Annotated in this window: 7 protein-coding genes; 5 read left to right on the top strand and 2 right to left on the bottom strand. The window is 32.0% G+C overall.

The window, feature by feature from the left end:
• Window positions 1–219 precede the first annotated feature (219 nt).
• On the bottom strand, window positions 220–1101 hold the full coding sequence (locus J2Z60_RS08400) for a LysR family transcriptional regulator (protein ID WP_209687248.1): 882 nt from the start codon (window positions 1099–1101) through the stop codon (window positions 220–222).
• A gap of 113 nt (window positions 1102–1214) precedes the next feature.
• On the opposite strand from J2Z60_RS08400, the gene J2Z60_RS08395 reads away from it, so the two are divergent.
• The 4 genes from J2Z60_RS08395 (at window position 1215) to J2Z60_RS08380 (ending at window position 6704) form a co-directional block, all read left to right on the top strand.
• The gene (locus J2Z60_RS08395) at window positions 1215–2435 is read left to right on the top strand and encodes a hypothetical protein (RefSeq protein WP_209687247.1); all 1221 of its coding nucleotides are present in this window, start codon (window positions 1215–1217) and stop codon (window positions 2433–2435) included.
• A gap of 2 nt (window positions 2436–2437) precedes the next feature.
• Complete coding sequence (locus J2Z60_RS08390) at window positions 2438–3679, top strand: neutral/alkaline non-lysosomal ceramidase N-terminal domain-containing protein (RefSeq protein WP_209687246.1); 1242 nt, start codon at window positions 2438–2440, stop codon at window positions 3677–3679.
• Window positions 3680–3751: 72 nt separating this feature from the next.
• On the top strand, window positions 3752–5668 hold the full coding sequence (locus tag J2Z60_RS08385) for a beta-glucoside-specific PTS transporter subunit IIABC (RefSeq protein WP_209687245.1): 1917 nt from the start codon (window positions 3752–3754) through the stop codon (window positions 5666–5668).
• A 13-nt stretch (window positions 5669–5681) separates the two neighbouring features.
• Window positions 5682–6704: an amidohydrolase family protein gene (locus tag J2Z60_RS08380; protein WP_209687244.1), complete on the top strand. Its 1023-nt coding sequence runs from the start codon at window positions 5682–5684 to the stop codon at window positions 6702–6704.
• A 386-nt stretch (window positions 6705–7090) separates the two neighbouring features.
• Here the strand turns inward: J2Z60_RS08380 and J2Z60_RS08375 are convergent, their stop codons facing one another.
• Entirely contained in the window at window positions 7091–8308 is a 1218-nt protein-coding gene (locus J2Z60_RS08375) for an IS110 family RNA-guided transposase (RefSeq protein ID WP_209687243.1), read from the bottom strand.
• Between the two features lie 220 nt (window positions 8309–8528).
• Here J2Z60_RS08375 and J2Z60_RS08370 point away from each other — a divergent pair, with 220 nt between their 5' ends.
• Entirely contained in the window at window positions 8529–9383 is an 855-nt protein-coding gene (locus J2Z60_RS08370) for a MerR family transcriptional regulator (protein WP_209687253.1), read from the top strand.
• Window positions 9384–9387: the final 4 nt, after the last annotated feature.

Raw genomic sequence — 9387 nt, 5'->3', positions numbered from 1 at the left:
CGATCAATTAAGTTAATCATATAAGCAATGCCACGATTATTTAACTTCCAATTCTTAGAAATTTGAGTAATAGAAATCCCTTCAAATTTCCATTGGTTATAAATTTGTAATCTTTGTTCATTAGTTAATTTAGTCATAGTAAAAGCCCCAAAAATGTCTAACTTTTGGGGCTCATTACATATCAACGAAGATTATCGGCTTTTTTAGTATTTAAAAAAATTAGTATTTACTAAAAAAACTTGCATAATTTTGAGTGAAACTTATAAATTTCTTTTTAAATTTTTGATTAACAGAATTATCAATATAACAAAGATTGATTTCTGCAACTGTATTAGGAATTATCGGAATTTTTACAATACCTGGCGTAGAGTCAGGTACTAGTTTGTTCATTAATAATGAAATACCTACATCTTTTTTAACAAATTCAAGAATATTATCAATAAATCGGTCAGCGTAGATAACGTTAGGAGTAAATCCGACCTGTTCACATAAATTAACACAGAGATTATAGGGGCGTGAATTAACTGGTTCAAAAATAAAATCATTATCTTTTAATTCCTTTAAATTAATTGTTTTATTTTTAGCCAGAGGATGATTAGAGGGTAAGACTGCCATTAAAATATCGTCTTTAAAAGGAATTGATGTAAAAGAGGTATTTTCAGAATTTTTAATGAATGCTAGATCTAATTTACTTTCAGCTAAAAATTTTTCTAAGGTGCCACTAGTATCATTCATTACATGACATTTTATTTTAGATTCTTTCATGAACTTAATAATTAATTCTGTTATTCCATATTCATTAGCCGAGGGAATAGCACCAATTTGTAAAGTAGATTGCTGTTGATAAGCATCCTTAATTTCACGATCACATTGATTCTCTAGAGAACTAATTTTTTTAGCATAATTTAAGTAAATTTTACCGTAGTGAGTTAATGATGTTCCGGTTGTATTTCTGTTAAATAGTTTTACTCCTTCGATATCTTCTAATTTTTTGATATTTTTTGAAAGTGAAGATTGTGAAATATAAAGCGATTCAGCAGCATCGGAAAAGTTGTTGAATTTTGCTACGGCTAAAAAGTCATTTAAATATTTTAATTCCATTTTTCTACCTGTATTCCATATATGAATTAGTTTATTCCTGAAGTGAATTGCTAGTCAATTGTCTTCAAGCCTACAATTAAAAATGTAAAGAGAGTTGATAAGGAAGTATAGGCATGACAGAAGAAAGTATGAAAGTAGGTTTTGGTAAATCGATTGTAGAAATATCGGATCAGGATTTACCAATCAGAGAATTTAAAGCTATTTTAAATAATCTTATTACACGAGTCGCTATCTTTCAAAGCAAAACAAAAACTAAATTTCTTTTAGTTTCCTTAGACATGACATCCTTAACCTCGCGTGATATAGATAAATGGAAAAAAGTAGTTGCTGATGAATTAAATGTCGATATAAAAAATATTTGGATAAGTGCCACACATACATTTTCTGCACCTCATTTAAAGCACAAACTGGAAACAGAGAATGATATTAAAACATATAATCAATATTTTGAAAAGATAACTAACAGTATAAAGAAAGCTATAAACCAAGCTGAGAAAGCTCTTCAACCAATAAATGATATTTCGTATAAAGAGGGTATCTGCCCATTGAATATTAATAGAAATATCGAAACTGATTCTGGTTGGTGGCTGGGGCAGAGCTTTAATGGTTTTAGTGATCATAAAGTTAGAATATTAGAATTTAAAGATATTGATGGAAAAGTAAATCGTATCTTTAATTATGATATTCAGCCGAGTGTATTTGATCATATTGATGATGATAAAAATAGACGTGTAATTACTAGTGATTTATTTGGCAAAACTTGTGAATTACTAGAAAAAGATAATTGCATTTCGATTCCTTTGATAGGAGCTGCTGCTGATCAAAGCCCAATGTTTAAAGCTGATCAGAATGATTCATATGCAAATAATATATTGTTGCTTTCAAAACAGGCTCAAATATTGGCTAAATGTATTGAACAAGCAAGAAAAGTCGAATTTGAAGGTAATGATATTCAATATGTAACAGTAAAAGTAGGATTGAATAGCCAAAAGCAACAGCACGGTACATTTGAAATAAAGCCTACTCATGATTATCAATATATATCAACTCAAGATAGCGTTCAAATTACTATTTTGGGAATAAAAATAGGTAATGTATTGGTTCTTGGAACTCAGCCTGAGTTAAATAGCAAATTTGGTGATAAATGTCGCAGTTTACTCAAGCCCTATCATGTAATGCTTGGCACTTTAGTAGATGGAGCAGCCAAATATTTGCCTACAACAGAAGACTTTAAAAATATTACATATGAAGCAATGAATACCTCAATTGGTGAAGGCGCTGATGAGCAATTCATTGAAGGAATAACCAAGTTGGACAAAGAATTGGAGGAATAAAAATGTTTGTAGGACACGGTAGAAAAGATATCACCCCACATAAACCTTTTTATTTATTAGGATATAAGACACTAAAGAGAAATAAGCCAGCAGAAGGTATACATGATCATATTTTTATAAATGGTATTTTATTTGATAATTCTAAAGGTCAAAAAGTCTTTATTGCTACAGGTGATCTTTTAGAGATTGAGGATATTGTTGCTGCCGATATTAGACAACGTATTAGTAAAAAATTTGATATACCTTTTGAAAATATCATTATTGGTGTGACCCATGATCACCATTCGGTTAGGGATTATCACCGAACATGGGAGTTTGGCAAATATAGTCAAGATTATTATGACTTCTTTGTTCAAAGCTTTGTTGATGTCTATCAGGAGTGCCTCCTTTCTCTTACAGATGTAGAGATTAAATATGGGGATGATTTAGTAGTAGGTTATTACAGTAACAGAAATCATAAGGGTAAACTGTCAGACAATATAGTTTCAGTGCTTAAATTTATCCATGATGGTAAAGGCGTTGCAGGAATTGTAAATTTAGCAGTTCATTCGACCGTTTTGAGCGGCGAAAACATGTTGTTAACAGCAGACCTGGCAGGAAATTTATGTACCAAGCTAAAAGAAAAATGGGGATTTTACCCGTTAATGTTAATAGGATGTGCTGGTGATTCAAGTAATCACTTTGATAGAAAAGGACGTGATTTTAAAGAATTAGATAGAGTTACTACTGGTCTAGCAGAGAAAATAGCTCCAATTAAAACTTCCGAGACGGTCGATACTGATAATTTGGATGTTCAAGTTTTGACCCAATCTCAAGAAGTTATTAATGACAAAAAATCCTATGATGCTGATTTAAAGAATCGTATCCAAGGAATGAAAGATGGAACCATTTCTTCTGTTGGCTCTCAACCAATAAATGCTTTAATTGAAAAATGTGAAGAACAATTGGAGCAACCTCAATTTTTTGATGTCATCCAAATGGAAATAATCGATATAGGTAATTTGCGTATATTTGTATTTCCAGGAGAATTAGCATCAGCTGGAGCTAAAGTTTTGCGTCAATCTACTGATAAAACAGTTCTAATTGCGGGTTATTCAAATGGATTCCATTATTATTTCTTACAAGCACAAGACTATGGATTATCTTTTGAAACTATTGGTAACCCTGTTCCTAAAGGAACTTTTGAAGAAATTATTTCAAAATTCGTTTATGGAAGTCATGTATTAGATGCCTATGAAAAATAGTTATGAGTCATAGCGGGACTCTCCTCAAAATCGCTTTAAAATAGCTACGTATTTTTAATGAGGAATATAAAAATGGACTATAACAAATTAGGAAAAGAAATATTAGTAAATGTTGGTGGTTCAAGCAATGTTGCTAGTATTACGCATTGTGTAACTAGAGTTAGATTTGTTTTAAAGGACGAATCTAAAGCAAATGATAATGTGATTAAGTCATTGGCCGGTGTTTTGCAATTAGTAAAACAGGGTGGTCAATACCAAGTCGTTATTGGACCAAGTGTAGAAAAGGTTTATGACGCTATTATTAAAGCAGGTAATTTTCCGGATAATGTGATAAAAGGAGGTAGTGCATCTACTGCTCAAACTTCGACTGATAATAAGGGCTGGTTTAGCAAAGGCTTAGGATTAATAGCCTCAATTTTCACACCTGTATTAGGTTTGCTTTGCGGCGCAGGTATGATTAAAGCCTTGCTCTCAGTTTTGCAAGTAACTCATGTTATTTCTGCTACAAGTGGTGTGTACATGATACTTAATGCGTTAGGCGATTGTGTATTCTACTTTTTCCCAGTAATAATTGGTTGGAGTGCTGCTAAAAAATTTAATATGCCTCAAACCTATGGCATGATTTTGGGTGCTTTTATTATTTATCCAACAATAGTAGCTGCGGCTGGAGCTAAGAGCTTGCATACAATTTTTGCTGGAACAATCTTTGCCCTGAAATATAAAGATACTTTCTTGGGCATTCCTATTGCTTTGCAAAATTATTCTAGTTCCGTTGTTCCTATTATAATTATTGTTTGGTTATCAAGTTATGTATATCGTTGGTTCCACAAAGTGATGCCGGATGTATTGAAAATGGTTTTCGTTCCGTTTTTGACGCTATTAGTTTGTGGTACTTTAGGTATTATGGTCGTTGGTCCAATAGCAATGATCCTGCAAAACATGTTAAGTGGTCTTGTATTATGGCTTGTTGGTATTAGTAAAGTTGCAACTGGCTTCTTGTTAGGTGCTTTCTGGAGTATCTTGGTTATGTTCGGTCTTCACTGGGCTGTTATTCCATTCTTTGCTATTGACGTTGCTAAGTATGGATATGACGTAATTAACCCATTGATTTTTTCAGGTGCATTAGCCGTTTTTGGTTCAGCTGTTGGTATTGCAATTAGAACTAGAAATAAAGATACTAGAGCAATGTCAGTTAGTGCCGCAATTTCTTCATTCTTTGGTGTTAGTGAACCTGCTCTTTACGGTGTTTTAATTCCTAGAAAATATATTTTGATTACTTCCTTAACTGGTGCCGGAATTGGTGGTGCTATTGCCGGATTAGCTGGCTCTAAATTATATTCTTTTGGTGCTAATGGTATTTTAGGTCTTCCATGTTTTATTAATCCTAAAGGTATTGATAGTGGCTTTATTGGCTTATGTATTAGTGGTATAGCTGCTTTTGCCTTTGCCTTGATCAGTGCTTTAGTTATTGGAGATAAAAAAGAAGATATTAATGGTGTTATCGGTGATAAGGCTAAGTCTAAGACTCAAAAAGATGTGAATATTTATGCACCGGTTGCAGGCAAAGCAATTGATTTAACTAGTGTTAAAGATGATGTATTTTCTAAATTGACTTTAGGTGATGGTATTGCAATTGAACCTAGTGAAGGTAAAGTTTATTCACCAGTAGATGGTATAGTTCGAGTAGCATACGAAACCGGCCATGCAATTGGTATTGCTGGTGTTAATGGTGAAGAAATTTTAATTCATATTGGTATTGATACTGTTAACTTAAAAGGAAAATACTTTAATAGTCATGTCACTCAAGGTATGAAAGTCAAAAGAGGTCAATTGTTAGTAGAATTTGATCTTAATAAGTTAAAAGAATTAGGCTATGATCCAACAGTGATGGTTATTGTAACTAAAACTGATAATCTAAAGGGTGTAAAACCGTTAACCTCTGGGCAAGTTGACACTAATACTAAAGTTCTAGATGTTGATTTAAAGTAGTGTAGGTGAAAAAATGATTATCGATGTAAATGTTTATTGGTTGCCAAAACAATTGTTTGATAATAAAGATCTGAGAGAAAGATTTATCAATTGTGTAAATAGATTCTCAGATTCACGTGCTATTTTTACTAAATTGGATAATGGTAATTCTAAATTTGTAATTGAAAAACCCATTGGTGAACCTAGCTTAGATTATTTTAGAGATGATTATCAATTAGAACATCAACTTTCCGATATGGATAAGGGACATATTGATAAAGCAATATTAAAATTACCAGGTGCACAAGAATGGTTTGATTTAGATCTGTGCAAATTTTATAATACTGAGTTAGCAAAGTATGTTGCTAAAAGTAAAGGAAGAATGCTTGGATTAGCTGTTGTTCCACCTTATGCTACAGAGGAAAATTTAAGGGAACTTGATCGAGCAATTAATCAATTAGGTTTAAATGGGATTCAACTTTCTACGCACTGTAAAGATGGCTATTTAGATAATCCTGCTTATAGAGAATTCTTTAGACATGTTTCTCAACTTAATATTCCGGTTTATGTACACCATACTCCGGTACCAATGGAATATGATTCTATAAAAGATTATGATAATCTTCGTCGTTCGTATGGTAGATGTGAAGATCAGATTATAGCTATTAGTCGTGAAGTATATAGTGATTTATTCGAAGAACTTCCTTCTCTTAAATTAATTCATTCAATGTTAGGTGGTGGCATTTTCACTTATAAAACTATGCTTTTACCACATGATTCTGGAAATGGTCGCTTCGACACTAATAATGACATCATTAAGGAAAGACTGGAAAAGAATATTTACTATGAAATGTCTCATGCTCAGCCATGGGGAAAAGATAATTTAGAAATTGCTACCAAAATCTTGGGAGAAGATAATATTATTTATGGTTCTTCATATCCTGTTAAAAAAATTTGGTTAACGGAAGGAGCTAAAACTATTGAAAAATTAGGTATTTCTGATCAAGCTAAAAATAAATTATTGTTTGAAAATGCAAGAAAAATTTATAAAATTTAATTAGACAAGATTATTGATTAAAGAAATAGCTTATTAGTTTAGTATATTTAATGTTGTTTTACCATTAAAGATTTTACAATTCAATTAAGCAGTAAGTAAAAAAGAGCAAATTTGATATGAACCCCGAAATTCTTTTTCGTGATACGACCCTAGTCAAGTGGACAGTCGAAATATGAAAAGATTACTTTTAGTCAACTCATTAATTTGAGTCGGCTTTTTCTACGCAAAGTCAAGTATATCAAGGTATTTAATTAATAAATATTTGATTACTTGGCTTTCTTTGTATTATAGGTGCGATTTATTTTAAAATTAAGAGTACGCCAAAAGACTTCAAAGAATATCGCTCTTTGAAGTTGATTTGCGCTATAATTAAATTAACCAGTTAATTACGATTTACGTCTTTGATTTTGTTTGGCGACTTCGTAGTCATATAACTGATTATTAATAATCAGTGCATATATAGTTCTAACTAACTTGTGCACTGAGGCTATTGCAATCTTCTTGAACCCCTTGGTTTGAGAAGGTTTTTTGTTTTCATAATATTCGGCAATATGACAAGAGGAAGTCTTAGCTGCTTGTGTAATTTGACCAATACTACGATAAAGAATCTTACGTGCAATAGCGTTACCATGCTTAGTAATTCCCAAACGAGAATCAACTTTTCCAGATTGATATCTTCCAGGATCAATTCCAATAAAAGCATCAATCTTATTTGAATTCTTGAATCTACGAATATCACCTAATTCTGCTAATACTCGTACAGCAGTAGTTTCGGCAAAGCCAGGAATACTCATCAATATCTCTAAGTCACGATTAGGTAGAGCTTGAGCTAGTTTAATCATTTGACTTAATCTCTTATCTCTATCTATATCGAGCTGAATAAGACGATTTGCATGATAGATTACATCATCTCGATAAGGACTAGTTTGGCTAGTTGCAGGACAGGCATCTTCAGCTAATTCCTTAAGCTTAGTAGCTATCTTTTGAGCACGTTTAAGACTATATCCTTTAAAATCTTTAAGTTTGTCTATAATTTCATCAACACTAAGATTTCTAACATCTTGGCAATGAGGATAGAGCTTAACTAACTCCCAGTAATTTCTATTTGTAGGATGTGACACCACCGTCTCTATTTCAGGGAAAGTTAGTTGTAAGTCTTTATGTAATCTATTTTTTGCACTCACGATATCTCTAGTTAGTTCCTCGTAAGAACGACTTAAAGCTCTAAGATTGTGATAGACTTCAGCTTCTCGTTTATTAGATTCATGATGATTTTGAAGTTGAATTCTAGCTAAGTTATATGCATCTGTACGGTCGGTTTTATTATGACGAAGTCCATTATCCATTTCTTTTTTAGCAGTTAATGGATTAAGGACTACACACTCATAGTCATAATCTTCAAGAAAACGTTGCAATCTACGTGAATATACTCCAGTAGATTCAAAAACAATTTGAGGGTGCTTAGCGAATACTTGCAAGTTCTTAAGTAATTCCTTGAAGCCAGGTATATCATTAGTGATTGTGAATTCATTCTTAGTATCATCAATCAAAACACAGACGCTAGAGTTACGACTACTTACATCAATTCCAAATACGATATCCATTTTAAGTACCTCATAATTTTCTAAGTGGTAAAACGTATTTATACTAATGATTACTCTTAATTTTCTAAACTCGACATCTACTGTCCACATTCTTCGAAGAAGCTATTAATCATTAGGTAAAACTGCCAGTTTTGTTTGCGACATCAAGTGTCTAAAGTCAGCGTGACATATGGTTTTACCACTACTTTAAGTTTACGACCAAACGAAAAATAGTGAATCAATTAAATCCCGTCGGATAATTGATTCACTATTAAGCTTAGAATGTTTTGTTTACAGCTCATCGCAGTTAAGTAAGTATTTTGGCATCTCTATCAAAGGTATTGAATACTATGAAAGAAAGGGACTAATTTTTCCTGAAAGAATTGGAAATAATAAACAAAGGAGGTTTGACTTATCCAGTACTTATCAGCTTTTTATGACAAAATACTTACGGCAGGCTGGATTAGATATTGATAAAACTATTCAAGTTTTGAATTCTGTTGATGCTATAGGTAAATTAAGTAATCTGTTAGTAGACTTAACTAAAAAGCAAGAGAGAATTAATGCTATAAGTGAAGTGCTGAGCCATAATTTAAATTTGTTAAAAAAAGCGCAGAACGGTACTTTTTTTGAAGAGGTAAATAGTCCTGTATTAAAAAGACTATTTTTGCGTGAGATGGATGAACCACATAAAAGCAATCAACAACAAACTTTAGAATATCGATTATGGAATGAACTTATGCCTATTAGTAATGCTTCAATACGATTAAAGAAAGAAGATATTTTAGCAAGAAGAGATACTATTGAACCTGAGATAGGAATGCTGATTTCAAAGGAAAATTTTGATAAGTTTAATTTGTCAGATAGTAGTAGAGTAACAACTATACAGTCAGAAAAATGCTTACATACTGTTTTAGTTGGATTGTCTGAAGAAATAGAAACTAAGAAGTGGCTCAATCCTGTTCGTCAGTATTTAAGAAATAAAAATTTAGAATTAAATGGTGATATTATAACTTCAATGCTTTTAGTATTAGATAATGATAATGCGCAAGTTAGATATGATGAAGCTTGGATTCCAATAGTTGAATTCAAGTAATAAA

This window comes from Lactobacillus colini (assembly GCF_017874575.1).
Lineage (GTDB): Bacteria > Bacillota > Bacilli > Lactobacillales > Lactobacillaceae > Lactobacillus > Lactobacillus colini.
This window is presented reverse-complemented; position numbering and strand designations above follow the sequence as displayed.

Excerpts from the sequence above, each read along its gene's own strand:
- J2Z60_RS08400 (WP_209687248.1), bottom strand. The coding sequence starts at position 1,101 with ATGGAATTAAAATATTTAAATGACTTTTTAGCCGTAGCAAAATTCAAC.
- J2Z60_RS08395 (WP_209687247.1), top strand. The coding sequence starts at position 1,215 with ATGACAGAAGAAAGTATGAAAGTAGGTTTTGGTAAATCGATTGTAGAA.
- J2Z60_RS08375 (WP_209687243.1), bottom strand. The coding sequence starts at position 8,308 with ATGGATATCGTATTTGGAATTGATGTAAGTAGTCGTAACTCTAGCGTC.
- J2Z60_RS08380 (WP_209687244.1), top strand. The coding sequence starts at position 5,682 with ATGATTATCGATGTAAATGTTTATTGGTTGCCAAAACAATTGTTTGAT.
- J2Z60_RS08385 (WP_209687245.1), top strand. The coding sequence starts at position 3,752 with ATGGACTATAACAAATTAGGAAAAGAAATATTAGTAAATGTTGGTGGT.
- J2Z60_RS08390 (WP_209687246.1), top strand. The coding sequence starts at position 2,438 with ATGTTTGTAGGACACGGTAGAAAAGATATCACCCCACATAAACCTTTT.